Annotated in this window: 19 protein-coding genes and 1 tRNA gene; 3 read left to right on the top strand and 17 right to left on the bottom strand. The window is 59.9% G+C overall.

From position 1 onward, the window contains the following. Window positions 1–234: 234 nt before the first annotated feature. Window positions 235–744 carry a translation initiation factor IF-2 gene (locus tag HMPREF1022_RS05065; protein WP_147568316.1) on the bottom strand — a complete coding sequence of 170 codons (510 nt, stop codon included), beginning with the start codon at window positions 742–744 and terminating at the stop codon, window positions 235–237. A 265-nt stretch (window positions 745–1,009) separates the two neighbouring features. On the opposite strand from HMPREF1022_RS05065, the gene HMPREF1022_RS05060 reads away from it, so the two are divergent. Continuing rightward, window positions 1,010–3,073 (top strand): elongation factor G, encoded by a 2,064-nt coding sequence (locus HMPREF1022_RS05060; protein ID WP_009302182.1) that lies wholly within the window; start codon window positions 1,010–1,012, stop codon window positions 3,071–3,073. A gap of 166 nt (window positions 3,074–3,239) precedes the next feature. Here the strand turns inward: HMPREF1022_RS05060 and HMPREF1022_RS05055 are convergent, their stop codons facing one another. The 14 genes from HMPREF1022_RS05055 to ftsH form a co-directional block, all read right to left on the bottom strand. Then, complete coding sequence (locus HMPREF1022_RS05055; protein WP_009302181.1) at window positions 3,240–5,339, bottom strand: sensor domain-containing protein; 2,100 nt, start codon at window positions 5,337–5,339, stop codon at window positions 3,240–3,242. A 48-nt stretch (window positions 5,340–5,387) separates the two neighbouring features. Further along, the gene (locus HMPREF1022_RS17990) at window positions 5,388–5,567 is read right to left on the bottom strand and encodes a hypothetical protein (protein ID WP_156802849.1); all 180 of its coding nucleotides are present in this window, start codon (window positions 5,565–5,567) and stop codon (window positions 5,388–5,390) included. A 189-nt stretch (window positions 5,568–5,756) separates the two neighbouring features. Continuing rightward, a complete protein-coding gene (locus HMPREF1022_RS05050; RefSeq protein ID WP_035060862.1) occupies window positions 5,757–7,142 on the bottom strand; it encodes a DnaA ATPase domain-containing protein in 1,386 nt (461 codons plus the stop codon). A 600-nt stretch (window positions 7,143–7,742) separates the two neighbouring features. Further along, entirely contained in the window at window positions 7,743–8,402 is a 660-nt protein-coding gene (locus HMPREF1022_RS05045) for an outer membrane protein (RefSeq protein WP_009302179.1), read from the bottom strand. Between the two features lie 231 nt (window positions 8,403–8,633). Then, entirely contained in the window at window positions 8,634–9,311 is a 678-nt protein-coding gene (locus tag HMPREF1022_RS05040; protein ID WP_009302178.1) for an outer membrane protein, read from the bottom strand. Window positions 9,312–9,583: 272 nt separating this feature from the next. Next, window positions 9,584–10,873: an OmpP1/FadL family transporter gene (locus tag HMPREF1022_RS05035; protein ID WP_009302177.1), complete on the bottom strand. Its 1,290-nt coding sequence runs from the start codon at window positions 10,871–10,873 to the stop codon at window positions 9,584–9,586. A gap of 147 nt (window positions 10,874–11,020) precedes the next feature. After that, window positions 11,021–13,390, bottom strand: a complete 2,370-nt coding sequence (gene priA / locus HMPREF1022_RS05030; RefSeq protein WP_009302176.1) for a replication restart helicase PriA — start codon at window positions 13,388–13,390, stop codon at window positions 11,021–11,023. A gap of 261 nt (window positions 13,391–13,651) precedes the next feature. Next, complete coding sequence (gene galU, locus HMPREF1022_RS05025; RefSeq protein ID WP_008685167.1) at window positions 13,652–14,524, bottom strand: UTP--glucose-1-phosphate uridylyltransferase GalU; 873 nt, start codon at window positions 14,522–14,524, stop codon at window positions 13,652–13,654. A 644-nt stretch (window positions 14,525–15,168) separates the two neighbouring features. Next, window positions 15,169–16,521 carry a phosphoglucosamine mutase gene (gene glmM, locus HMPREF1022_RS05020; RefSeq protein WP_008685168.1) on the bottom strand — a complete coding sequence of 451 codons (1,353 nt, stop codon included), beginning with the start codon at window positions 16,519–16,521 and terminating at the stop codon, window positions 15,169–15,171. Between the two features lie 71 nt (window positions 16,522–16,592). After that, window positions 16,593–17,534: a CdaR family protein gene (locus HMPREF1022_RS05015; RefSeq protein ID WP_008685169.1), complete on the bottom strand. Its 942-nt coding sequence runs from the start codon at window positions 17,532–17,534 to the stop codon at window positions 16,593–16,595. Beyond that, window positions 17,521–18,255 carry a diadenylate cyclase CdaA gene (gene cdaA, locus HMPREF1022_RS05010; RefSeq protein ID WP_008685170.1) on the bottom strand — a complete coding sequence of 245 codons (735 nt, stop codon included), beginning with the start codon at window positions 18,253–18,255 and terminating at the stop codon, window positions 17,521–17,523. The genes HMPREF1022_RS05015 and cdaA overlap by 14 nt, the downstream gene beginning before the upstream one ends. Before the next feature lie 29 nt (window positions 18,256–18,284). Further along, the gene (locus HMPREF1022_RS05005; RefSeq protein ID WP_009302175.1) at window positions 18,285–19,616 is read right to left on the bottom strand and encodes a sensor domain-containing diguanylate cyclase; all 1,332 of its coding nucleotides are present in this window, start codon (window positions 19,614–19,616) and stop codon (window positions 18,285–18,287) included. 10 nt (window positions 19,617–19,626) lie between these two features. Next, window positions 19,627–20,529, bottom strand: coding sequence for a dihydropteroate synthase (gene folP / locus HMPREF1022_RS05000; RefSeq protein ID WP_008685172.1), 903 nt, complete (start codon window positions 20,527–20,529; stop codon window positions 19,627–19,629). After that, complete coding sequence (ftsH, locus tag HMPREF1022_RS04995) at window positions 20,507–22,576, bottom strand: ATP-dependent zinc metalloprotease FtsH (RefSeq protein ID WP_009302174.1); 2,070 nt, start codon at window positions 22,574–22,576, stop codon at window positions 20,507–20,509. Before ftsH ends, folP begins: the two co-directional genes overlap by 23 nt. Window positions 22,577–22,842: 266 nt before the next feature. Here ftsH and HMPREF1022_RS04990 point away from each other — a divergent pair. Next, window positions 22,843–22,936, top strand: a tRNA-Sec gene (locus tag HMPREF1022_RS04990). 179 nt (window positions 22,937–23,115) lie between these two features. Beyond that, window positions 23,116–24,234, top strand: a complete 1,119-nt coding sequence (locus tag HMPREF1022_RS04985; protein ID WP_009302173.1) for a tyrosine-type recombinase/integrase — start codon at window positions 23,116–23,118, stop codon at window positions 24,232–24,234. Between the two features lie 612 nt (window positions 24,235–24,846). On the opposite strand, the gene HMPREF1022_RS17985 is transcribed toward HMPREF1022_RS04985, so the two are convergent. Both HMPREF1022_RS17985 and HMPREF1022_RS04980 read right to left on the bottom strand, forming a co-directional pair. After that, window positions 24,847–25,050 (bottom strand): hypothetical protein, encoded by a 204-nt coding sequence (locus tag HMPREF1022_RS17985; RefSeq protein ID WP_156802847.1) that lies wholly within the window; start codon window positions 25,048–25,050, stop codon window positions 24,847–24,849. 305 nt (window positions 25,051–25,355) lie between these two features. Further along, window positions 25,356–25,880 carry a hypothetical protein gene (locus HMPREF1022_RS04980; protein WP_009302170.1) on the bottom strand — a complete coding sequence of 175 codons (525 nt, stop codon included), beginning with the start codon at window positions 25,878–25,880 and terminating at the stop codon, window positions 25,356–25,358. Window positions 25,881–26,261 lie beyond the last annotated feature (381 nt).

The raw sequence follows: 26,261 nt of genomic DNA, 5'->3' as shown, positions 1-26,261 counted from the left end.
AGCAGATTAACTTTGAAATTTTACAAATTTCAAAGTCGGCATTCTGGCGAAAAACATGGTTTTCGCCAGAATCCACGCCGCTTCGCGGCGCGCCTCACCGTGTTCGGCGATAGAGCATTTCAATGTTGAAATGCTCTATCGCGGATTACCTTTGAAACGCTCCAGGCTCAGCCCTTATTAAAATGTTGCGAAAACGCCGCCTTGTCCGGTCAGGACAAGGCGGCGTTTTCATTATTACTGACTGAGGCGGCGCGCCAGATGCGCGGGCTCGGGCGGCACCAGCTTGTCGCCGTGCAGATAGGCGTTGAGGTTGCACATCAGGCCCGCCAGGTCTTCAAAATGCTCATTGCGGCCGAAGCCGCTCAGCAGCCAGCGGCTGCGCCCGTGCAGCACCTTGTGGGTACGGCGCAGGGTGCGTTCGCGCATGATCAGCTCAATGCGCCACTCGCCCTCCGGGGTGCGCAGCACCAGGGTCGAACCATGCCCCGTCAGCGCGTGACCGGGCGGATTGCCAGCCAGGCGCAACAAATCCGCGACCGCCGCGTGCAGTACATGAAGATGTTCGTCCAGGGAAATATTTTTCCTGTCCTCATCCAGTTGCCGCTCTTCGGCATGGATGCGCTCCAGATACTGGACCCGGTCCTCGTCCAGGGTGGTGATGCCGCGCCGCATGATGCGCACGCAGAAAATCAGGCCCGCCAGGATTACCGCCCCGGCGGCGGCCCATTCCAGAATCATCGACATGGCCTCCGCTTTTACGGGTAATTTCACCATTGCGCAGGCCTCTGTCAAGCGCGACGCATACCGTCCCGCATCTCCCGCTCCATGCGCCGCCACGGCACAACGGGCTCCGCGGCCAAGGGCGGGGCTCTTCCCTTTTTTCCGGCAAGACTGTATCGTTTATCCTGATTGACGCGCGCGGCCCGCGCGCGGGCCTTCCCTGGTTTCGTTCACCCGGCTTGCGCGCCCTCGTTTCGCGCCGCCATATCGCTTACTAAGGGAGAAAACCATGCCAACCCCTCTGGAAATGCAACGCACTTTCGCTCTCGTCGGCACCGGCGGCTGCGGCAAAACTTCGCTGGCCGAAATGCTGCTGTTCAACGCCGGGGCCGTCACCCGTATGGGCGCCATTGAAGACGGCACCACCAGTCTGGACTACGAACCCGAGGAAGTGCGCCGCCGCGGTTCGGTGCAGCCCGCCTGCGCCACCTATCTCTGGAACAAGAACCGCCATTTCCTGCTGGACATCCCCGGCGACGGCAACTTTACCGGCGATATGGAGTGCCTGCTCAAAGGCGTGGACAGCGTGCTGTTCGTACTGGACGCCGTGGACGGCGTGCGCCCCCTGAGCAAAAAATTCTGGAGCATGGTCCGCGCGGAAAATCTGCCCGCCATGATCGTCATCAACAAGCTGGACCGCGACCGGGCCGACTTCCACATGGCCTTTGACGGCCTGGCGGCTCTGGGCGTCAAACCCGTGGCCTTGCAGGTGCCCATCCGCCAGGGCGAAGCCTTTGTGGGCGTGGTGGACGTGTTGACCGGCAAAGCCCGGATGTTTACCGAAAACGGCGGCAGCAGCGAGGCGGAAATTCCCGCCGACCTCACGGACGACGTGAGCCTGCTGCGCGACGTGACCGTGGAAAACATCGCGGAAAGCGATGAAGTGTTGATGGAAAAATATCTGGAGGAAGGCAGCCTTTCCCTGGAAGATCTGCAATCAGGCCTGCGCAAAGGCGTGCTCAGCGGCGAACTGACCCCGGTGATGGTCTGCTCCGCCCTGGAAAACAAGGGCGGCAAAGCTGTTCTGGATGCGGTGGAAGCCCTGCTGCCCTCGCCTCTGGAGCGCCCGGCCTTTGTGGACGCAGCCGGGGCCGAACGCGCGCCTGATCCGGACGGCCCGGTGGCCTGCTTTGTGTTCAAGACCCTGGCCGATCCCTTTGCCGGGCAGCTTTCCATTCTGCGGGTGCTTTCCGGCACCATCAACGGCGACGCCACGCTCAAGAACATGCGCAGCGAGGATACCGAACGCCTGGGCAGCCTGCTTTACCTGGTGGGCAAAAACCAGACGCCCTGCAAGGAGCCCGTGGGACCGGGCGCCATTGTGGCCGTGGCAAAACTCAAAAACACGCGCACCGGCGACACCCTCTGCGACGAAAAAGCGCCCTTTGCCCTGCCCATGCCCGAATTGCCGCCGCAGTTGATCACCTACGCCCTGGCCCCCAAGGAAAAGGGCGAGGAAGACAAGGTTTACGCGGCCATCCAGCGCCTGCTGGACGAGGACATCACCCTCAAGCTGGGCCGCGACGAGGAAAACGGAGACATTCTGCTCTCCGGCATGGGCCAGCTGCATATCGAGCTTTCCGTGGAAAAGGCCAAGCGCCGCTTCAAGATCGACATCGTGCTCAAGACGCCCAAAGTGCCCTATCGCGAGACAGTGCGCGGTAAATGCCAGGTGCAGGGCCGCCACAAAAAGCAATCCGGCGGGCGCGGCCAGTTCGGCGACTGCTGGATCGAAATGGAAGGCCTGCCGCGCGGTTCCGGTTATGTCTTTGAGGACGCCATTGTGGGCGGCGTCATTCCGCGCCAGTACATTCCGGCCATCGACAAGGGCGTTCAGGAAGCGGCGGCGCGCGGTTTCCTGGCCGGTTGCCAGGTGGTGGACTTCCGCGTCAAGGTCTACGACGGCAGCTACCACACTGTGGACTCCTCGGAAATGGCCTTCAAGGTGGCCGGTTCCCTGGCTTTCAAAAAAGCCATGGAAGGCCTCAAGCCCGTGCTGCTGGAACCCATTGTGCTGCTGACCGTGTCCATCCCGGACGAGAGCATGGGCGACGTGATCGGCGACCTTTCTTCCCGCCGGGGCAAGGTGCTGGGCTCGGACTCCCAGGCGGGCATCACTGAAATCAAGGCCCATGTGCCCATGAGCGAAGTGCTGCGCTACGCGCCGGACCTGCGCTCCATGACCGGCGGCCAGGGCTTCTTCACCATGGAATTCGACCATTATGAGGAAGCGCCGCAACCCGTGGCTGAAAAAGTTATTGCCGAGCACCAGGCGGCCAAGGCCGCTGAATAAAACACGCGGCCCGCAAGACATACGCTGACACAAAGACGCCCCTCGAGGGGCGTCTTTGTGTTGGGAAAGATTATTTTTGCGAGCGAGGCCCCTTTAAAAAAAGGGGCCTCGCTCGCGTCTCCCAAAAAACTTTTACCAATTACGGCACGATTCCCCAGTGGGGTTCTCAGGCGGCGATTTCCCGGCCGAAGGCCATTTGCTCAAATTCAGCCAGGGGCACGGGCCGGGAAAAAACATAGCCCTGGACCATGTCGCAGTCAGCCTGTTGCAGAAATTCCACCTGCCGGGTCGTCTCCACGCCCTCGGCCACGGTACCCATGCTGAGCTTCTTGGCCAGGTCGATGACCGAGACGATCACGGTCCGCTCGCGGGCGTTGTCCGCCTCCCGCGAGGCGAAAAAGACCCTGTCCAGTTTAAGGACATTGACGTTCATGTCCTTGAGAAGATTCAGCGAGGAATAGCCGCTGCCGAAATCGTCAATGGAACAATGGTAGCCGTGGGCGCGGATCCGCTCAATGAATTGGACCAACAGGTGCGGATTTTCAAAAACCAGGCTTTCCGTGAGCTCAATCTCCAGCAGTTCCGGGGGCACATCATAGGCGCGGCGGATAGTTTCATAGCGTTCCAGAAATTGCGGGTCCGCCAGATGCACACGGGACATGTTCACTGAAATCGGCACCGGCGTGAGGCCATTGTCCAGCCATTTGCGCAGCATGGCGCAGACCTTTTCAAAGACATGGAGATCAAGGTCCACAATAAAGCCGTTCTGCTCAAACAGCGGGATAAAGTCATTGGGCGGAATCAGCCCTTCCGGGGCACGCCAGCGCACCAGGGCCTCGGCGCCGCCAATGGCGGCTTTTTTCAGGGATTGCTTGGGCTGAAGATAGACCACGAACTCATCCCGCCCCAGGGCATCGTGCATCCGGTTTTCCATCTCCTTTTCACGCAGGGAGCGCAAGCGGTCCTGCTCGCTGTAAAACAGACAGGTGCAGAGGCAGTGCTCTTCCGAGCCGCCGCTCTTTTTGCGGGCGATGTTGGCCCTGTCCTGGATCTTGACCAGCGGCAGAACCGGGTCATCAATGGGATAGATACCGGCGGAGAAAGAAAGCAGGTAATTGCGCTCGCGGAACGGTTCAAAATTGTTGGCGTCTTCGGCTATGCGGTTCAGCCGGGCTTCCAGCTCCTTTTCCCCGGCGGTCCGGAGCAGAAGGTTGAAACCGTCCGCCGCCAGGCGGGCCACATACTCGCCGTTCTCAAGATGGGCCTCCACGGTTTCGTAGCAATGCCGCAAAACCCTGTCACCCATTTCAACGCCGAAAAAGTCGTTAATTACCTTGAATTTCTGGATATCCAGCCAGACCAGCACATATGTACCGGGCAAGGCGGCGCGCACAGCGCCGCCCGCGTCGATTTCGAAACTGGTGCGGTTGCGCCCGCTGGTCACCGGGTCCACAAAGGCCAGTTGCTCCAGGCGCTGATTGGTTTGCTTCTGCAGCTCCCGCTGTTCCAGCAGCTCGCTGATGTCAATATACACGCACAAATAAACAGGATTATCGCCCTCCCAGTCCATGCATTCGCCGGAGACCTGCAACCAGGCATTGTTGCCCTCCCGGTCCCTGGCCTGGGTCACGAAGTTGACGGGTTCGCCCCGGCGCATGGCCGCATGGTTTTCCGCCAGCACGGCCCTGTTCTTGCCCTGGGCCTGCTTGTCCAAAAGATAGTCGGACCGGCCGAAGAGTTGTGTGAATTTTTCGTTGGCCTCCACAAACTCGAAGCCGTTTTCCACGACCCGGAACTTGGCGATAAAACCGGGAATATTGTTGTAGGTGATGCTCTGTTCAAGCAAGGTCTGCTGCAGTTCGCTGACATCCGCCATTACCGTGTAGGACACGCGATGGCCGTCGAGCATTTCCTCCGTGAAGATGGACGACAGCCTGACCCACATCATCCTGCCGCTTTTGTGCCGCATCCGGCCTATGAACTGGTAGCCGCCTTTGGGAATCGCATCCCTCACTTTTGCGGCCAGAATATTCCAGTTCTCCGGGTCGTTCTGGTAAAATTTGTCAGGGCGGTTCTCGAAAAGGCGTTCGTATTCTTCTTTGGGGTAGCCGATCAGCTCATAATAATACGCATTGGCCCAGACAAGCGTAAAATGTTCATCCACCAGATGCTTGCTCACGCTCAAGCGCGAGAGATTCATCAGCATGTTGTATTCGTTGCTCTGGCTGACGGAATTTTCAACGAAGATTTTTCTCTGGTTTTCCATGGCGGGCCTGCTCCCCTTCGCCCTCCTTCCTCAAGGGCGAAGGGAAAGTTATGCGCGAAAAATCATACCAATGCGGCTGATACGGTTTTGCCGACACAGCTTTCCGTATTCAGCCATTGGTAGTTTTCCACACATATTTTTACTTATTTTACCTTGTTTTACTTTCAGAGCAATAAAAATTTCCTTTTTACGAAAAAAGACAAAAAAGAAACAAACATCACCCGGCATATATTTTTCTGCCAAACGATACTTGTCTTTTCTCAAAAAAAGACAACATTTCATCATGTCATGATAACAACGAAATTAAACGCCGCAATATGTCTGAATGTCAAGAAAAATCAAAAATATTACGACAAAATGTAAGTAGTTATGCAAGAGAGAGAGAGAGAGAGAGAGAGAGAGAGAGAGAGAGAGGCGCTATTGGGCCGCGCCCAGGCCCGCGTTGCGCTCGATGAGATCCACGGCCCTGGCGATCTGGCGGCCCAGGCTCGATTCCTTGGAGAGTTCGCGCTCCACGGAGGTAATGCCCTTGATGACCGTGGAATGGCGGCGATTGAAGGTTCCGCCGATTTCCTCCAGGGAGAGCTCGGTATGCTTGCGCGCCAGATAGTAGACGGTGTTGCGGCCCAGCACGCATTCCCGGCGGCGCGAGCGGGAACAGAGCTGACGTTCTTCCAGGCCGTAGCTTTCGCAAACCAGGCGGATGATGGTGGGCAGATCCGGCCCGCACTCCACTCCGGCGTACTGGTTGAGCACTTCCAGGGCCAGATCCAGATTCAGGCCGCAATTGAGCAGGCGGGCCTTGAAAATAAGGCTGTTCAGGCAGGATTCCATCTGGCGCACATCGCCGCGCAGGCGGCTCGCCAGCAGATCGCAGACCGGATCGGGCAAAAGTACCTGAAAGCTCCTGGCCTTGCGGGTGAGGATATGGCGGCGCATCTCCTCGTCGGGGCGTCCCATATTGGTCAGAATGCCGGAGCAGAAATGCGAGACAAGCTGGCTGTCCACGCGCTGGAGCTCGCGCGGCGAAAACGAGGAGGTGAAAATGACCCGGCCTCCCCTGGCCTGTAGGTTTTTAACCACGGCCAAGGCCATATCCTGCATTTTCTCCTTGCCCTGGAAAAAATGCACGTCTTCCAGCAGCAGGACGTCCAGTTCCCTCAGACGGCCTTTAAAAGCCTCCACGTCATGGCTGCGCAAGGCGGCCACAAAGCGCGAGGCGAATTCCTCAGCCGTAAGATAGGCCACGCGCGCGCCGCTGCTGTTCCGGCTGAGGCTCTGGCCCACGGCCTGGGCCAGATGCGTCTTGCCGAGGCCCGAGGCGGAGTTCACAAACAGCGTCCGCACGTCGCCGCCGCTGCGGCAGACGTCCTGCGCGGCGGCCACGGCCACGCTGTTGCTGGGCCCCACCACAAAATCTTCGAAACGATAGCGCCAGGCCGCTTCCCGCCGGAACGCGGGCGCAACGGCGGGCATGGGCAGGCTGGCCTGCCGCCGCGGCAGAACCCGCGCGGCGAGATCCGCTGTGGAGGCCGCCTCCGGGGCGGCATTCCGGTCATTTCCGGCAATCTCAATGCGCAGGTCCACGGCTTCGGGCGCCAGACCCAGCACCGGGGCCGCGGCCTCGCGCAGGGTGCAAAGCATCCGGCTTTCCAGCCAACCGGCCATGAAGGCATTGGGCGCGGCAAGACACAACGCCCCGTCCTCCAGCCTGGCGCGCAAAGGGGCGATCCAGACTTTAAAAACGCCGGAATCCAGCATTTTCTTGAGATTTTCAGAAATTTCGGCCCATTGATCTCGCATGGGGGCCTTGTAGCCCGAAAGCGCGGACTCGGGCAATGGAGGATTACCAGCCCTCTGGGCCAGTGGCCTCTTTTGCTTTCCCCAAAGACTTTCCTCAATAATCATTTGAAATACATATCAATTTTTCAATTTCGCGGAGAACGGGGGCTGCCGCGAAAGCCTTACGGGTCAAGGCTTTCGCTTCATTCCACAAAATAATACACAATGTAAGAAATATTTTTTCCACAACCAAACATAAAATTTACTCTGTTTTTCTCAATTATACGCTGTTTTTTTCGCCATATCCATACAGCTTCCGAACTATAAGGCCGGACGGATTGTCAAGAGGGAAAAAAAGTTTTTTGAGCCCCACGCCGGGTTTTTTCTCTAGAAAATCTCTTCTAACTACCCGCGATAACAGAAATTGTTATCACGCCGCAGAGGAAACCGCTTTCACGGCGTCACTGGCGTACCGGCCGTCTCGGGAAAAATTCCAGGCCGGCCATACATTTCAGAGCAGTTTATGTGACACATGCTCTAACAAGCCGACAGGCCGTCTATCGGAAACCAAAAAACCCGCCATAAGGCGGGTTTTTTGGAGATCCATTCGCGGGACAGGCTTTAGAAGGTAAAGCGCAGGCCCAGCATGAATTCGTTGTTGTAGGGCTGGTTACTGATGTTGCTTCCGCCTATGGAAACCTCGTTGTAGCCCATCATCATGAAGCGGTAGCCCAGGTCCACGGCGAAGTTTTCGTTAAAGTTGTAGGCCACGCCCGCGCCCACGTTCCAGGCGAAGTTGGTGAAATTGTCGCTGGCGCTGGCGTTGCCGAGGTCGCTATGCACCGTGTATTCCACATAATTGAAGGCCAGACCCGCGCCCGCGCCGATGTAGGGCACAAAGGGCGTGCCGGTCTGAATGTCATAATACAGGTTCAGGAACAGGGTGGAAGTGTTCCAGAGGCCCTTGGTGCTGAAGTTATCCCCGTCCCACACGCCATCCCAGCTCTTTTCGCTGTTGCCGCGCAGGGCAAATTCAATTTCCGCACGCAGGGGGATCTGCTGCTGGGGGTAGAAGTCATAGCCCACGGCCAGCGCGCCGCCCAGGGTGAACTGGCTGTAGCTCTCGTCCGACAGTTGACTGCTGGGACGGGAAATATTGCCCGTGTCCTGAATGGACATCAGGAATTTGGGGGCAAAATACACACCGTTCACTTCGGCCTGGGCCAGTCCGGGCAGAGCCAGGGCCACCACAAGGGCCAGTGTCGCCAAAATACGTTTCATATCGCTTCCTCCAAAAATAAAATAGGTTCTCTGAAATTGAGCTTTGCATTCTTCCCATGCAGCGTCAATGCTTTTATGCGAAAAATGCAATCCCTCCAATCCAGGCCATCCGCATGGCGGGCATTCCTGTGTCTTTCCAGGCACGGCCCGCGATTCGGAACTCATAACAAAACGCCCTCCCGCTGTAAACGAAAGGGCGCTTACCGTAAAATCAGTTCGGCTTAACCGGGCTTAGAAAGCGAAACGCAGACCCAGCATGAATTCGTTGTTGTAGGGATCGCTGCCGATCTCATACTTGCTGCTACCCGCATGAGCCGTGACTTCGTTGTAGCCCAAGCCGACGAAGCGGTAGGAAGCGTCAATGGCGAGATTTTCATTAAAGCTGTACGACGCGCCCACGCCCACGTTCCAGGCGAAGTTGGTGAAACGGTCGTCCGCGGAAAACTTGTCGCCACTATTGGTGGTAAAATCATACCCCGTGTAATTGAAGGCCAGGCCCAGACCGGCGCCGATATAGGGCGTAAAGGCACTGTCGTTGTGGAAGTCCCAGAACAGGTTGGCAAAGAGCGTGGAGTTGTTCCAGGTGCCCTTGACGTCGCGCACATTGACGCCGCCGTCGCTCCAGGTCTTTTCGCTGTTGCCGCGCATGGCGAATTCAATTTCCGCGCGCAGGGGCAGCATCTGCTGCGGCCAGAAGTCATAGCCCAGGGCCAACGCGCCGCCCAGGGTAAACTGGCTGTAGTCGTCCACGCCCGTACCGGCCAAAGCGGACGAACGTTCCACCCGGCCCGTGTCCTGAATGCTCATCAGGAACTTGGGAGCCAGGTACATGCCGGTGCCTTCCGCCGCGGCCAGACCGGGCAGGGCAAGCGTCAGCACAAGCGCCAAAGCGGCAATAATGCGTTTCATGACAGTCCTCCTGAATGCTTTTCCCCTTCTGCTCACAGGGAGTTTTGAAAATTGTACAAAATCTCAAGAATGTCAATTGAATTTCTACAGAAATTCTTGACTTTCTCCCACGCCCGGCGGAATCCGGCACACCGCGCCTTCCCTCTTGCGGGCGCCAATTCTTTGCCGGGCGCCTGAAAAAGATGCAAATCATATGCCATGGAAAAAAACCGGGAAGCGCCCGCTAACGCCTCCCGGTTCCATGCAACGGGCCGAAGCCCGGAGAATCCGGCTTAAAAGGTATAGCCGATGGAAAACATATAGATATTGGCCACCACATTTTCCGACTTGCCGCCGGTGACCCCCGTTATGGCGTTGCCGCGAATGCCCGCGGCGTCGGTCTCGTCATAGCTGACAGGATTGATCCAGAGGTGGGAATAGGCGAAATCCACGGTCCAGTTGTTCCACTCCACGCCCGTGCCCAGGCTGAGGATGGTGCGTCCGCTGGAGGGCACGAAAAAATCCGCATGCTTTTCATTGACCACCGCCGTTTCGTAGGCCAGGCCCGCCCGCAGGCTCCACCAGTCCAGAGGCTTGTACTCCACGCTGGCGTTGAAATTCCAGCCGTCGCGCCATTCCTTGTTGCTGATGGAATCGTAGCCGTTGTCCATATAGATGTTCAGGGCGTTGTAGGTGGACCAGCGCGTCCAGACCGTCCCGGCCTCGAAGCTCAGATTGTCCAGCGGCTTGTAGGCCACGCCCAGCGCCAGGGAGTCCGGCAGTTGCAGGGTGGTATGGGCGTTGCAGTCCCTGGCTTCGGGCAAGTGCTTGCCCGCATTGATAAGAAAATTGTCCTCCTGGCGCCCGAACTCCACATCGCCGTAAAGATTGACCGTCACCTGGCTCTTGTAGGCCAGGCCCACGGACCACTGGTCGTTGAAGCGCATGTGCAGGCCCAGATGCGCGCCCACGCCCCAGCCCGTGCCCTCCAGTTGGAGGTCGTTGTCGGGCCGCTGCACGGGCGGCCAGCCTGCGGCGGAGGGAATTTTGTTGCCCATGTACATGCTGGCGTAGAGAGCCTCCACGCCCACGGACACGGAAAAGATATCGTTGATCTTGTAGGCCAGGGTGGGCACAAAGGAAATGGTCTGCACGCCCACGTCATAGAGATTGTATCTGCCGGTCCAGTTGCCGGAATAGCTGTTGCCCAGGCCGAAGCGCGAAAACACGCCCATGCCCAGCCAGACATTGTCGTTGAGCTGATAGCTGGCGTAACCGTGCGGGGCCAGCCAGACCGACGGTTTGGTGGTGGTGTACTGCATGCCCGTGGCGTGCTCGGTGCCGATGGTGCCCAGCGGGGCGATGAAGGCCAGACCGCCCATGACGTGAGCGCCCGGCAACTGGGTGATGCCCGCCGCATTGTAGGCCAGGGCTGAAACGTCGTCGGCGCGGCCCACCATGCCGCCCGCCAGGGAAACACCCCTGGCGCTCCATTCATTGAGGGCAAAACCCTCGGCCAGAACCGTCGATGCCGTGCCCGCCAGAAGGGCGAGCAAGAGACAGGAAACGCGCAGAACCCTCATTTTTCCCCCAGAGCATTTAACACCACAAGTCGGACAAATGCCGCGCGCACTCCCCCATTGCGGAAAAAGCCCCCCAGGCTCTTTCCGCGCGGCGCGGACGGCGCGGAGCGGATGGCATCACCCGTTCCTCAAAAAGTATGTCTGCAATCACAGCATATTAACAGGATCAAGGTCAAGGAAAAGTCGCAACAGCGCGGAGGCTTTCCGGCTTCTGGCGAAAAAATAGAGTCGGCGCAGGGCCTGCCAGTCCCCGGCCTTGAGCAGGCAGTGAAAACGCCGCCGCCCCCGTAACAGGGCCAGGGGAGCGGGCGCGGGGCCCAACATCTGGACGTCGAGCTCACGCGCCCGAGCGCGCAGGGCGGTGGCCAGTTCGTTCAGGGCCGCGGGCCCGTTTTTTTCCTCCACGCCGAAGGACATGCGGATCAAAGCCAGGCGCACAAAGGGCGGATAGCGCCGCAGGCGGCGCCGCGCCAGTTCCGCCGCGTAAAATCCCTCATAATCGCCCGTTTGCACGTACTGCCAGCAATAATGGCTGACGTCGCGGGTCTGGATCAGCACCCGGCCCGGTTTTTCACCCCGTCCGGCCCGGCCGGCGGACTGGACCAGGAGCTGGAAGGTACGCTCGGCCGCGCGGTAGTCGGGCAGATTCAGGCCCAGATCGCCGTCGGCCACCACGGCCAGGGTCACCTGCGGGAAATGATGACCTTTGGAGAGCATTTGCGTGCCCACCAGGATGGGCGCTTCCTGGCGGGCAAAGGCGGCCAGGATTTCCTCCATGCGGCCCGGACGGCGGGTGCTGTCGCGGTCCAGACGCAGAACGGGACGCCCGGCCAGCACGCTCAAGCGCTCGGCCAGGCGCTCGGTGCCTTCGCCCAGGGGCAGAAAATTCATGCCCTTGCACTGCGGACAAGGCGAAGGAAAGGGCCGGGTATAGCCGCAATAGTGGCAAACCAGCTTTTCCCGCCCCTTATGGTAGGTGAGCCCGATCTCGCACTGCGGGCAGCGCAGGGTGCTGTTGCAGTCCAGACAGTACATCAGAGGCGCGTAGCCGCGCCGGTTGAGCAGGACCACGGCCTGCTCGCCCCTGTCCAGGGTTTCGCGCAGGGCCGCTTCACTCTGCGGGGCCAGCAGGCCGTCCCCGCCCATCGCGGAGACGACCGGGGACACCGTGCTGATATCGATCAGTTCCACCGGCGGCAAAGGCTTGCCGCCCACCCGGCTCGGCAGACGCAGGAGGGGAAGATGGCCATTTTCCGCCGCGTAAAAGGTTTTAACGTCCGGCGTGGCCGAGCCCAGCAGCAGCAGACCGCGCGTCTGGGCCATGCGGAACCAGGCCACTTCCTTGGCCTGGTAGGAAAGGCTTTCATCCTGTTTGAAGGAGCCGTCGTGCTCTTCATCCAGCACCACGCAGCCCAGCCGGGGCACGGGCAGGAAAAGAGCCGAGCGCGTGCCCACCACCAGACAGGGTTCGCGCCGGGCGGCCAGAGCGCGGAAGGTGGCCTCACGCCGGGCCGGAGACTGATAACCGTGGTAAAAAAAGAGCGGCGCGTCCGGCAGGGAACAGGTCGCGTCACGGCGCAACTTATGGGCCAGCGCCACTTCCGGAGCCAGCAGCAAGAGGCTTTTCCCCTGAGCCAGGCACATTTTTGCCAGTTCCAGATACACGGCGGTCTTGCCGCTGCCCGTAACGCCGTAGAGCAGGCGGGAGGCCGCCTCCTCCTCGCCCAGGGCCGCGCGCAGACCGGCCAGGGCCGCTTCCTGGTCCGCATTGAGGCAGAAAGGCGTCGGCGGGGGCGGCAGCAGGGCCTGCTCCTCTTCTTCCCCGCTGTCCTCGCGCGTCAGCGCCAGATGTCCGGCCTTGAGCAGGCTTTGCAGAGCCGGAGCCACAGCCTGCCCCAGGTTTTGCAGCAAACGGCGGCGGCTCACGGCCCCATGCTCATGCAGATATTCCAGAACTTCAATCTGCCGCGCCGCCGAGGGGCGCACGGGCCAGGGCGGGTCCGCGCGCAAGAGGCAAAATTCCTCGCTGGCCGCGTCCGCGCCGGGGGCCAGCATACGGGCCGCGCCCGCACAGAGCGCCTGGGCCAGTTCACGGCGTTCTTCCGGCTGAATCTCGCGGATCTGCCGCAGGCTCAGCGCCGAGGCGCGGCCCGCTTCCAGGCGGTGCAGGCGGACGCGCGTGCTGCGCAGCCCCTGCGGCAGCACATGGCCCAGGATATGCCCCGGCTCCACGCCCTGGCGGCGGGCCAGGTCCAGCGCCAAAGCCAGCAGGTCCGGCGGCAGCAGGGCTTCATTTTCCAGAGGCCAGCAGACCGTCTTGCAAGCCACATTTTCCGGCAGGTCCGTTGTGGGGCTCACGCGCAACAAGACCGCCGCCCGCAGAGCCCCCTGCTCTCCCCTGCCCAGGGGCACGGCCAGACGCAGACCGGCTTGCCAGAATGCCGCCGGGAATTCCGGCGGCAGGGCATAGGTCAGGCAGGCATAGGGAGGGCTTAACAGGGCGATGCTGGCGTACATGAAAAAACCGTGACCTCACCATTTCCCGATATGGCGTTCTGAAGATTCGGAACAAGGACAGACGTTCCAACCCCAAGGGCTTGTCTCTCAAAAAATGAATTTTGGGAAGCACTGCGCCATGAAGATTTTTGTTCTCCGGCAAGAAAGGAGCCCATTGCAAGCCAAGGACAGTACGTTTCCGGTACAGACCTGGGCCGCAATGGGCTCCTGGCGCAGCCAGGGAGAAAAAACGCTTTTGGGGGCAAGCCCCAAGGGCTGTTTCTACTGGAACTGGACGAAATTCTTGAGCAATCCCAGCAATTCGTAACGCAGTTCCTCGTCCTGCAGGGCGAAGTAAATATTGGCCGTCAGAAATTCGGCCCAGTCACCGGCGTCAAAACGCATGCCCGACATGCGCACGGCCATCATGCCGCGATCCTGGGCCATGGCCTGCAGGGCGTCGGTGAGCTGGATTTCGCCGCCGTGGCCCGGCTGCGCCTTTTCCAGATAGTCGAAAATCTCCGGCGTGAGCACATAGCGGCCCACAATCGCCATCCGCGAAGGCGCGGCCTCGCGCTTGGGTTTTTCCACCATGTTGCGCACCCGGAAAACGCCGGGGGCCACTTCCTCGCCGTCAATAATGCCGTAACGGCTGACCTTTTCCCAAGGCACTTCCATGACGCCGATGACCGGCATTTTTTCGGCCATGGCAACTTCAATGAGCTGGCCGATGCCCGGCACGCCGCCGAACATCAAGTCGTCGCCCACCATGATCGCAAAAGGATCGTCGCGCACCAGTTCGCGGGCGCAGAGCACCGCGTGCCCAAGGCCGAGCTGCTTTTTCTGGCGCACGGACATGATGTTGACCATTTCGGCCACCTGCCGCACTTCCCTGAGCTTATCCAGCTTGCCCGCGCGTTCGAGCACCCCCTCCAACTGAAGGTTGTAGTCGAAGTGATCCTCAATGACGCTCTTGTCGCGGTTGGTCACAAAGATCACGTCCTGGATTTTCGCGCGCTGAGCCTCTTCCACCACATACTGGATGACGGGCTTGTTGTAGATGGGCAGCATTTCCTTGGGAATGTTCTTGGTCGCGGGCAAGGAACGCGTACCCCAACCGGCCACCGGAATGATCACCTTGCGAATATCCTTCATGCGCGCCTCCGCTCATGTATAAGTGCCAAAACAGCGTCAGAGCCTCAGGTGGGAGGGGTCACGGCCAAAAGCCGACGCCTCTGACGGCCCCCTGACGTTGAACTCCGGTCGGGCGGCGCTCCGTTATAAAAATCCCGATTATTCCACGGCGCGCCGGATATGCCTCAAGTTCATACTCCGCCAAAAGCCCGACAAGCGCAAGAGAAAAACGCATTTTCCCGGCCGCGCGGGCGCGGAACGTCTCTTGAAAGCTGTATGTCGTCTCCCGACAGGGCCCGAGAACTGTTGCGGCCGCGATATGGCCGCCCGCACTGGCCGGAATAAAAACATCCCTGCCCGAATAAACGACGCCTGCAGCCTGGAAATTTCAGAGGAAACGCCTCAACATTCCGAAAAAAGCGGGGGCTCTCCGGCGAGTTACGGCGTAAGTGAGAAGATAAAAAATAGTCACGGCCCAAGACGGCCGCTCCATGCCGCCCCGGACCGTGACCGCTTTTTAGAACATTTACACTTGGAATGCTCGTTTACGGCGAGCAAAGACCGGCCACTCGTATTTCGTTGCAAGGAGTTGCAGACAAATCCTTACAGAGCAATTCACTCATCTCAAATGTGAATTGCTCCAAAAACTTGTCGGCGGTCCCCCCTCAACGCAGTTCACGGGCAACCACATCCGCCAGATCCGCGGCAAAGGCCCTGACCTTGTCCTCATCCTCGCCTTCCACCATGATCCGGCAGAGGGCCTCGGTGCCCGAGTAGCGCAGCAGCACCCGGCCCCGCCCGGCCAGTTCCTTTTCCACCTTGGCCACGGCTTCGCCGATGGCCGGCCGCTCTTCAAAGGGCAGGCGCTTTTCCACCCGCACGTTGACGAGCCTCTGGGGGAAGGGCGTGAGCAGGCCCGCCAGTTCGGAGAGCGGCTTTTCCTTTTCGCGCATGATCCGCAGGATCTGGAGGGCAGCCAGCAGCCCGTCGCCCGTGGTGCTGTAGCCCCGGAAAATCAGATGCCCGGACTGCTCGCCGCCGAGCATGGCTCCCTCGCGGCGCATGGCCTCCACCACGTAGCGGTCGCCCACCTTGGTGCGCAGCAGCGTGCCGCCGTGCTCGCGCATGAAGATCTCCAAGGCCAGGTTGCTCATGACCGTGGCCACCAGCATGTTGCCCGGCAGTTCGCCGCGCGCCATCATGGACTGGGCGCAGAGGGCCATGAGCTGGTCGCCGTCCAGGACGTTGCCGTGCTCATCCACCACGATCAGGCGGTCGGCATCGCCGTCCAGGGCCAGCCCCACGTCGGCGCGCACCTCGCGTACCTTGGCCGCCACCACTTCGGGGTAGAGCGAGCCGCAGTGGTCATTAATATTCGTGCCGTCGGGCGCGGTACTCAGGCGGAAGACCTCGGCCCCCAGTTCCTCCAGAGCCAGCGGAGCCACTTTGTAGCTGGCGCCGTTGGCGCAATCCACCACGATGCGCAGGCCGGAGAGGGTCAACTGGGTTGGGAAGCAGCTCTTGGTGTAGACGATGTAGCGGCCCCCGGCATCCTCGATCTTGGTGGCCCGGCCCACCTGGCGCGGGTCCGGATAAGGCCAGGCCATATCCGGATTAAGGACCATTTCCGCGATTTCGTTTTCGGTCTGGTCCGGCAGCTTATAGCCGTCGGCGTCGAAAAACTTGATGCCGTTGTCGGAAAAAGGATTGTGCGAGGCCGAAATCACCACGCCCAGATCAGCCCGCATGCTGCGCGTCAGAAAGGAGATGGCGGGCGTGGGCAGCGGCCCGGTCATGATCACGTGCATGCCCGCAGCGCACAGCCCGGCCGTGAGCGCGGATTCGAACATATAACCGGAAAGCCGCGTGTCCTTGCCGATGACCACCTTGTGTTGGTGCGGGCCGCGCCGGAAGCGCACCCCGGCGGCCAGGCCCAGGCGCAGGGCCACATCCACGGTCATGGGCGCGTTGTTCACCGTGCCGCGCAAGCCGTCCGTGCCGAAAAGACGTTCAGCCATGAAAACTCCTTTTGTGCTCCCGGAGCATCGGCGCATTGCCGACATATACATGTTCCGTGCGAAGCCGCAGGCTATTTTTTCTTGCGGGAAACCGTAACTTCTTCAGTGGCCGGATTCAAGAGCGTCATGCCCTCGGGCAGGCGGAAGCGCAGCTCGACCTTTTTGCTCTGTTCCGGCTCCAGGGCGGGCGGCGTGACGCTGACCTCCAGCTGCCCCAGATAGCGGGCGCTCTTGGCCAGGGCCTCGGGCACCTCCACCAGTACAGTCACTTCCTCGGGTTCCACCGTGTACTGGCGGCGGTTTTCCCCGGCCAGCTCCACCTTGCAGCGTCGCGAAACCACGGTGCGGCCGCTGGTGATGGTGTACTGCACGCGCACCGAAGGCGGATTGGCGGTGACCAGGCTGGGCGTGTCCAGGGTGATTGTCTGGTGCACGGTGGTACCCGCCGCCTTGGGATCAAGCATAATGGTCAGCGGCACGCTGGAAATATCCGAGACCACGTCCTCGGGCCCGCGCAACACCACGGTGGCCGGCGACACGCTGACGTTTTCCACGGTCAGCGCCCCGCCGCGCAGGGGTGAATCCACAATGGTGCGCAGCGGCACGCTGCGTTCCATGAGCGTATCGGCCTTGATGACGATACGCGGCGGCTGGATGTCCACCAGCTCAAAAGCCCGGAAGGTAGGCCCCAGATTGTCGCCGCCCAAGGGCACCACAGTGACGCCCTTCTTGATGTCCGAAAGGTCCACGGCCTGAGTCAGACGCTGCTGGGGAATGGAGCGCAGCAAGGTTTCCGGTCCGCGCAGACGCACTGTGATCTTGCTGATCAGGCCATCGGTGACCACCAGATTGGGCGGAATGCCGTAATAGTCGATATTCACTTCCACCTGGGCTTCCAGGCGGTCGCGCACGCTGACCACGTACCACATGCCCACGGCGGCCAGCACGGCCACCAGCAGCGAAAGCAGATGCGGCGCGCGGCGCAGACTGCCGTTGTTCTCAGAGGATTTCATTGAGCACCTGCCTTAAACGCGTCGCGTCCAGGGAGCGCACCAGCTCCCCTTTCATGGCCACGGAAATCTCGCCGCGCTCTTCGGACACGACAACGGCCACGGCGTCGCTTTCCTGGGTGATGCCCAGAGCCGCCCGGTGGCGGGTGCCGAAATTCTGGCCTTTGGCAACGGCCAGCGGCAGAATGCAGGCCGCCGCCATGATCCGTCCGCGGCTGATGACCACCGCGCCGTCGTGCAGCGGCGCTTTGGGATAAAAAATATTCATGAGCAGCTGACGGGAGAGCTGGGCGTCCACCCGTACGCCTTCGCGTTTGATCATGTCCCCGAGGCGCATGCTGCGCTCAATGACGATAAGCGCGCCCACGCGCAGGCGGGCCATTTCCACGCAGGCCATGACCACTTCCTCCACGCCGCCCTGCTTGAGCTCGCGCCGGCGGAACAGCCGGTGCGCGCCCATTTCGCCCAGAGCCTGGCGGATGTCGGCCTGAAAAATGACCACGATGAGGATGAACAGTGAGCTGAAGATGTGCTGCAAAAGCCAGGTGAGCGTATACAGGCCCATGGTCCTGGACATGAAATACAGCAGAGTCAGCAAGCCCAGGCCGGTAAGCACGGCCAGAGCGCGGGAGCCGCGCAGAAGCTGGATGACCTGGTAAAGCAGCGCGCTGACCAGGGCAATATCCAGCAGGTCGCGCCAGTCGAAAACAAAATGCTCGAACACCGTATGGCTTCCTTTTGCAAACGCGCCGGTCAGGTCCGGGCGCGTTTCTCTTTGTACATGCCCCCGTCCGCGTGGGCGATCAGCGCATCGACGTCTTTTCCGTCGCGGGGATAGACGGCCTTGCCCACGCTGAAGGAAATGCGGATGTCATCGCCGTCCACAACAGCCCGGCTTCGCAGGGCCGCGCGGATGTCGCCGAGGAATTTTTCGGTCTTTTCCTCGGGTTCCGAGCCCTGAGCAATGATGATGAATTCGTCGCCGCCGACGCGGGCGAAAATATGCCGGAAACCCATGTGGTTCTGGACCTCTTCCGCAAAAACCTGCAAGACGCGGTCGCCCACATTGTGCCCGTAGGTATCATTGAAGAGTTTAAATTCGTTCAGATCCAGATAATAAAGGCAGAACCCGCCGTTCCCCTTGATAAGTTCGGCCAGTTTTTCAAACAGGCCGCGCCGGTTGAGCAGGCCGGTCAGGGCATCCTGGTAGGCCATGTTTTCCAGTTGCCCACGGATGCGGCGCAAATCATGGTTATGCTGGGCAAGCGCGGCCAGCAGGAAACTGACCAACACGCCAAGCGAGATGTACAGCCAGGATTCGGGATACTGGTACCAGAGTTTGACGGGCGAAAGGCGGAAAAACCAGTGGGCGTTGAGAATGTCGAGCGGCATTTCCAGATACGGCGCGTCCTTGTTGTACGCATAGTCGCTACGCGCGATAATCTGCTTTTTGTTGGTATCCGGGCTGATCCGCCAGATTTCATAGGCCAGGCCCAGCTCGGCCAGTTTGTCCAGTTCCGCGCCGTTCAGGGCCTGCGGGAATTTCAGGGTGACGGAGACCAGCCCCCAGAACAACTTTCCGCCCTTGCCGTCATCCATGTACACGGGCAGGCGTCCCACCAGGGCCTGCCCCCCCTGCACCAGGGGGAAGGGACCGCCCAGAATCAGCTGCCCCGCGTCCCTGGCCTCCACAGCCTCCTGATTGCCCGCGCCCCCGGCGAAAAAATTCAGGCCCAGCACGGCTTCATTGCCCTTGCGGGGGTAGACGTCGCTCACCACGCCGCCCGGCGCCACCAGCACATTGAGAATGGCCGGATCGTCCACCAGGGTGGAGGCCACTTTTTCGAAGTTTTCCACCTTGCCGTTATGCTGGATCACCAGAGCGGAAAGCGCCTGGGTTTTATAAAACAGCTTTGTGAGAACAGAGGTGAGCTTGTTGCTCTGATTGAGGATGACCCTCTCCATCTTGATGTATTCAATCTGGTATTTACGTTCCACCAGAAAATACACGGCAAGACCGCACAGAATCAGCAGGGTGACGAAGGTGACGGCGGCCCGTTTGGATATTCCGCTACTTTTGAACACGTGGAATCCTTTATTCAATCGGGCAGCTCTCGGGAGAAAACGCGGCTGCCACCGCCAGGCTTTGGCGGGCGGCGGCCACATCGTGGACCCGGTGCCAGAACACGCCCCGGCTCCAGAGCAGGGCCGTGGCAGTCTGAGTGGCCGTGCCCCGCGCTGACGGCGGCAGCCCCAGCAGGCCGCCGAACACGGATTTCATGGACAGGCCCATGAGCACCGGCCTGCCGAAAACCAGCCAGTCCTCCGGATGGGACAGCAGGGCCAGATTATGTTCCAGCGTCTTGCCGAAACCAATGCCGGGGTCCAGCACGATGCGGTTTTCCGGCAGCCCGGCGGCGGTCAGGCGGGCCAGTTGACGTTCAAAAAATTCCAGCACGTCGCGACGCACGTCGTCATAGCGCGGGTCGCGCTGCATATTTTCCGGACGGCCCCGGCTGTGCATCAGCACATAGCCCGGCTTGTACTGGACCAGCACGTCCAGCAGTTCCGGATCAAAGGCGCAGGCCGAAATGTCGTTGATGATCACGGCCCCCTGCTCCAAAGCCGCAACAGCGGTAGCCGCGTGATAGGTATCCACGGAAACGATCGCGCCGGGCGCGCGTTGCCGCAGACCGGCCAGCACGGGCAAAAGGCGGGCCAGTTCCTCAGCGGGGCTCAGCTCCGCCGCTCCGGGGCGGGAGGATTCCGCGCCCAGATCCAGAATGTCCGCGCCCTGGGCATGCAGGCGCAGGGCGTGCGCCAAGCCCGCATGGGGGGCGGCATGCTGGCCGCCGTCATAAAAGGAGTCCGGCGTCAGGTTGACAATGCCCATGACGCCGAAAGGGGCGGACGCCGTCAGCGCCCTGCCCCCGCTCAACAGCCAGGGCGCGCCCGGCACGGGCGCGCCCCGCTCATTACCGCTTGTTCCGATCCGCATGGTCGGCAGGACCTTCCTGCCCCGCCTGATCAGCCTGATCAGGCTGATCAGTCTGGGCGGTCGATGCGTCTTCTTCCGGGCGCGTCTGACCATCCGACGGCAAGGCCGTATCTTTTTTGTCGGCTTCCGCCGTGTCGCCGGGAGCCTCCGTTGCCTCGGTATCCGGTTCCAGGACGAAATCGCCACCCTTGTCCCGGCTTTTCGGAGCGTCGGGCGGGGAATTTTTCAGAGGCTTGCCGTTGACGTCCAGGGGCGGCAGTTCCTTGTTGTCCATCAGAAGATCCAGCTCGTCGCCGGTGATGGTCTCCCGATCCAGCAGGGCGCGCGCAATGCGGTGCAGGATTTCTTCATTATCCTGGAGGAGCTTGCGGCAACGGCTGTGGGCTTCTTCCACGATGCGCTTGACCTCGGCGTCCACCAGACGGGCCGTGTCTTCGCTGAAGTTTTTGTTCTGCACCCATTCTCGGCCGATAAAGACCTCTTCGCCGGTCTCGCCGATGGACAGCGTGCCCACAGCTTCGCTCATGCCCCACTCGCAGACCATCTTGCGGGCCATACGGGTGACGCGCTCAATGTCGTTGGACGCGCCGGTGGTGATGTCGTCGAAAATCAGTTCCTCGGCCACGCGGCCGCCCAACAGGACCACCAGGTTGTTTTTCAGATAGCTGCGGGAATAACCGTGGCGGTCTTCCTCGGGCAGCTGCATGGTCACGCCCAAAGCGCGGCCGCGCGGGATAATGGTGACCTTGTGCACCGGGTCGGAACCGGGCAGCAACCGGGCGGCCAGGGCGTGGCCGCCTTCATGGTAAGCGGTGATCCGCTTCTCCTCGTCCGAGAGGATCAGGCTGCGCCGCTCACGGCCCATGAGCACCTTGTCCTTGGCAAATTCAAAATCGCGCATGTCCAGCTTGTCCTGGTTCAGCTTGGCCGCCTGCAGGGCCGCCTCGTTGACCAGGTTTTCCAGATCCGCGCCGGAAAAGCCCGGCGTGCCGCGCGCCAGCACTTCCAGGTCCACGTCCGAATCCAGGGGCGTGCGCTTGGTGTGCACTTCAAGAATGCGGCGGCGGCCGCGCAGATCCGGCGTGGGCACCACCACCTGGCGGTCGAAACGGCCGGGCCGCAGCAGGGCCGGGTCCAGCACGTCCGGACGGTTGGTGGCCGCGATGAGGATGACGCCCTCATTGCTTTCAAAACCGTCCATTTCCACCAGCAACTGGTTCAGGGTCTGCTCGCGCTCGTCATGGCCGCCGCCCAGCCCGGCGCCGCGCTGGCGGCCCACGGCGTCGATTTCGTCAATAAAAATCAGGCAGGGCGCATTTTTCTTGCCCTGCACAAAGAGGTCGCGCACGCGCGAAGCGCCCACGCCCACGAACATTTCCACAAAGTCCGAGCCGGAAATGGAAAAGAACGGCACCCCGGCCTCACCGGCCACGGCGCGCGCCAGCAGGGTTTTACCCGTGCCGGGAGGGCCTACCAGCAGAACGCCCTTGGGAATGCGCCCGCCCAGGCGGGTGAACTTTTTGGGATTGGAGAGGAACTCCACCACTTCCGAAAGTTCCTCCTTGGCCTCATCCACGCCCGCCACGTCGGCAAAGGTAACGCGCGTGCTGTCCTGATTGAGCATACGCGCCTTGGAACGGCCGAAACTCATGGCTTTGCCGCCGCCGCTCTGCATCTGGCGCATGAAGAAAATCCAGACGCCGATGAGCAACAGCATGGGGAACCAGGAAACCAGAAGGGTCATATACCAGGGGGACTCTTCCGGCGGCTCGGCCTTGATTTCCACCTTTTTCTCAATGAGCCGGTTGACCAGGCCCGAATCCTGCGGGGCATAGGTCTGGATGCTCTTGTTGTCCGAGGTCTTGCCCGTGAGCGTGTGCCCCTGGATGGTCACGGATAGTACCTGCCCGTCGTCCACCTTGTTGAGGAACTCCGTGTAGGGCACCCGCTGCAGGCCGGCCTGCGGTTGCTGGAACATATTAAAAAGCATGACCATCGCCAGGACGATAATCGCCCACAGCATCAGGTTGCGACTGAACTGATTCAACGCTGCCTCCGTTACGATTTCAACGCGCCGAGCGGCGCGGCCAAAGCCGGTTCCATGTCCGGCCTGGGGCGGGAAAATACTACCTGCATGCGCCCGGTGTCAAATCAGATAAACCGGGGCCGTTCCGGCAGTGCCTATTTTATAGAGTATAATATTACCTGTAGGCTTGGCAATGGCCCGGTCCCGGACGGCGTTTTCATCCCTCCCCTTGCAACGGTCCTTGCGGAGCGGACGCTTTTCGCTTATGGTCCGCAGACCTACGGCGGGGGGACGTGTCGTCACCGGTGTGGCGCCCGGTCTTCAAAACCGGTGGCAGGCTTTACGGTCTGCGGTAGGTTCGACTCCTATGCGTCCCCGCCAAACAAGGTTCATAAGAGTTCATGAAAGTCCGCAAAGCCTTTGTGCTGAGCGGATTTTCGCTTTTTAAGGGTTCGCCTGCTTCCGCCTAAGTACGTTGACAGCCGCCTTTTCGTTGGTACCTGTGTTGGCATAAAACGGAAGCCGCACATACCAACCATCAATGTACCAACAAGGGCGATATGGCACTGTCAGACACGCTGTTGAGGGGATTGAAGGCCACGGGCCGCACACTGAAAAAGGCGGACGGCGGCGGGCGTTATATCCATGTCTACGCCAAGGGCGGGAAGTATTGGCGCTTGGCATATCGCTTCGGCGGCAAGCAAAAAACGTTGGCCTTAGGCGTGTATCCAGACATTTCTTTGAAAGAGGCCCGCAAGCGGCGGGATGAGGCGCGAACCTTGCTGGCCCACGGCGTAGACCCTAGCGAGCACAAAAAGGAAGTCAAAGCCGCCGCCGTTGTCATTGCGGAAGAAAAAACCAGGACATTTGAAACCGTGGCGCGCGAGTGGTTTGCGACAAAGACAACACAATTGACCGAGGGCTATAAAAAACAACTGCTCTCACGGTTGGAAAATCATATCTTCCCGTTCATTGGAAGCATCCCCTTTGCAACCCTGGAGCCTGCTCATATCCTTGAAGCGGTCCGGCACACACAGAGCCGGGGTGCTGTTGAAATGTCTCATAGGTTGACCCAACTTATAGGGAAAATTTGCAGATATGCTCGGATTGTCGGATATGCAAAATTCGACGTTGCGGCGGGCCTGCACGAAGCTTTGCCCCCAATCCCCAAAGACAGGCACCACGCAACGATAACCGACCCGGCAGCCATAGGACGGCTGCTCCAAGCCATCGACGGCTATCAGGGCGACCCTATAACCCGCCATGCGTTGCAAACCCTCCCCTACCTTTTCGTCCGCTCCGTTGAGTTGCGCGGGGCCGCGTGGGCAGAGATAGACATTGCCAGGGCTGAGTGGCTCATCCCCGCCGGGCGCATGAAGATGCGCCGCCCCCATATTGTGCCGCTGGCCCGGCAAGTATTAGAACTGCTTGAATCCCTACGCGAATATTCGGGGCGATCCCTGCTGCTGTTTCCCTCCCCCTTCACCATGACCCGTTGCATGTCGAATATGGGCCTGCTCAATGCGCTGCGGCGTATGGGCTACACTAAGGGGGAGATGACAATTCATGGTTTCCGGAGCATGGCTTCTACTCTGCTCAACGAACAAGGGTACAGGTCGGACATTATCGAGGCACAACTCGCCCACGGGGGAACGCGACAGTGTGCGGCGCGCATATAACCATGCCCTATATCTGGATGAGCGCCGCCGCATGATGCAGTAATGGGCGGATTATCTGGATAGTTTGAAAGCGGCGAAGGACTGACCCGTGCCGTCGGCGTTATCGCTCACCTCAAAGTTGAGGGCACAAAGGATTCCGAACATCCCCCGGCCATTCCTTCTTCCTGGGGCTGCGGTGATTGCTTGTTTCAAGCACCATGCACGCTCAACCGCTAAAGCCCCTAAACAAACTGTCGGAGCGGTTTCCCGCCCCGACAGAGGACCTGCGGCCACGGCGAACGGCAAACTATCTATACTGGCCTCCTGTGGACGTAACTCCGGAGGACGTGCCGGGGAAATAGTTCGGCCCTCCCCCTTGTGAATCTATGAAGGCGTTGGAGTTGCAAGAGTACCTCACTCCTGTGGCTGAGCCAGTGATCACAGGCAGCGTGCCGGAGTAGCGCAGAATTTTGCCGCTTGCCATGGCAAATACGACAGATCTCGTGTACGTCCCGGAAATCTTCATGTCGCCTTGGATCACGATGCGCCCGTCTGCCACGGCCATCGCCGAATTTGCATTTACAGACACCTCGCACCCTTCAGCTATGCTAATATAGCCGCCAGCGGAGCAAGTCAGCGGATTTCCGGATGTAATGTCGCCTGTAAAAAGACACTTTTCAAATGAACATGGGAATTCTGCACCAGCAATCGGCCATCCCCCCCGCCACCGGAACAGACAAAATGGACGTTGTCGAAAATAATATCAGCGCCAAAGCTAAAATAAAGGTCATAGTTCTGAGTCAACAGAATACTGCTTGAGACGCAGGGCAGACGCATCTAATTTCAGCTTTTGCTGACCTCTTATTTGACGGGATTATCCGTCAAAACCAGCCTTTTTGGCGCTGGCGACGTCATCTGGGGCTTTTTGCTGCTCATGTACTTGAGTACATTCCGCGCAAAAAGCGCCATTTTCCTTGCCAGCGCCGAAAAATCTTAGTTTTTAGGATTCTCCCGGCACCAGCCATCCGCCTGCGCTTCGCTCCGGCGGAGCAAAGGTGGCTTTGCCTAACTCCGTAGCGTGGTCAGATAATTCTATTAACTATTTTAAATAATTAAATTATAAACACGCTGGCCGCGTTTTTTTAGATGCGTCTGCCCTGGCTTGAGACGCCGCAACCCAGAATGGTCAGCTTCCCGGTACTGGCCTTCATGGCCGGTACGCACAGACTGCGTTCGCTCCAGGAGCCTGCCCCGAGATGTACGATTGCGCGGAAACTTCTGAGGTCATAATTTTCGGATACATAGTTGACCGCATGCTGAATAGTGCGCCACGCACCCTCAGGGCTGTCCGTCAGCCCGGTATTGCTGTCGCTGCCATCCTGGCGAATAAAAAAATCCATATCGGCACTTAGCGGCATCGGAACATGCAGACTTTGCAACAGCTCCTTAAATCTATCCGCAGGCAGTTGAGAAAAATCCACGTCCAACGCTCCCTGTTCATCAATGGTCAAGCCGTGCCTCGGCATGACTATTCCCGGCACTTCAGGAGTAGCCAGCGGGACGCAACTGGATCCGCAACAGCAGTCCCCGCCGTTGAACGAAATACAGATGTGGCCTTTAATGCCCGAAGGACTCTGCTCCGCATTCTGAAAAGTCGTGTTGCTCATTGTTCCTCCAATGATTTACGTGTGCCCTGCCGTCGTTGGCCTGTGGGTTGGAGGAGTATCCCACAAAAGCCATCCCCGGACGAACTATGCACGAACCCAAGCGGCCATCCATGATTACACATTCAGAAAATTTCGCCGGACTTTCTTTAGTCTTCCTTCCGGCGTGTCTAGCTGAAAACGTGCCGAGCACTGAGGGTTTTGGCACTCCCAGACGCTCAACCGGGACGACTCCAGAGGATGTCCCTCGACACCGGTGGCGACGGTTTGCACACATCGCAGTGTTTGCAACCCGCACTCTGGACAAAATTGCTTTGGATTTGCCATCAAATAAACCTCCTTTTTCTCTGTCGTATGCCCTCAGAGGCAAATACTCCGCATGGC

The sequence above is a fragment of the Desulfovibrio sp. 6_1_46AFAA genome (genome assembly GCF_000224635.1).
GTDB lineage: Bacteria > Desulfobacterota > Desulfovibrionia > Desulfovibrionales > Desulfovibrionaceae > Desulfovibrio > Desulfovibrio fairfieldensis.
This window is presented reverse-complemented; position numbering and strand designations above follow the sequence as displayed.